The organism is Stenotrophomonas sp. CASM114 (assembly GCF_049384325.1).
GTDB classification, from domain to species: Bacteria; Pseudomonadota; Gammaproteobacteria; order Xanthomonadales; family Xanthomonadaceae; genus Stenotrophomonas; species Stenotrophomonas muris.
Map to the genome: position 1 here is coordinate 1 of NZ_JBMRGJ010000051.1, position 441 is coordinate 441.

Consider the following 441-nt stretch of genomic DNA (forward strand, 5'->3'; position numbering starts at 1 on the left):
CATCTGAATCATCTTCTTCCTCAACAGCAGCAATAGGTTCTATTTCTTTTTCAACTATTTGCAGGTCATGTTGAGGAGTTGCATTTGTTGCTGGCGGAGCAACCATTGCACCTACACCATTCTTTAAAGCATTTCCTTTATTATCTTCTACAGCAAATTCAACGGGTGCAATAATTTCTTCCGGCAAAGGTTCAACACCAGCCTGCGCTTCTTTGCTACCCGGTATTTTAAACGCAGGATTAAAGCGCCAGATAATATAAGATAATACTGCAACGCCCAATACTGCATAAGTACCAACACTACCAATGGTGTTGATCATCCACACTTTTATCATATCTCCCACAGCACCGCCCCATGCAAAAGCACTGCCATCCATGATCACTGCAAAAGCAACGCTCAATATCACTAACCCGATTACTACATATTTTAAATTACGTACAA

The 441-nt window shown here is 41.0% G+C and carries 1 protein-coding gene; it reads right to left on the reverse strand.

The window, feature by feature from the left end; all coding sequences use genetic code 11:
• The coding region (locus tag VG566_RS20425) for a hypothetical protein (RefSeq protein WP_423172732.1) at positions 1-441 on the reverse strand (441 nt) is incomplete at both ends.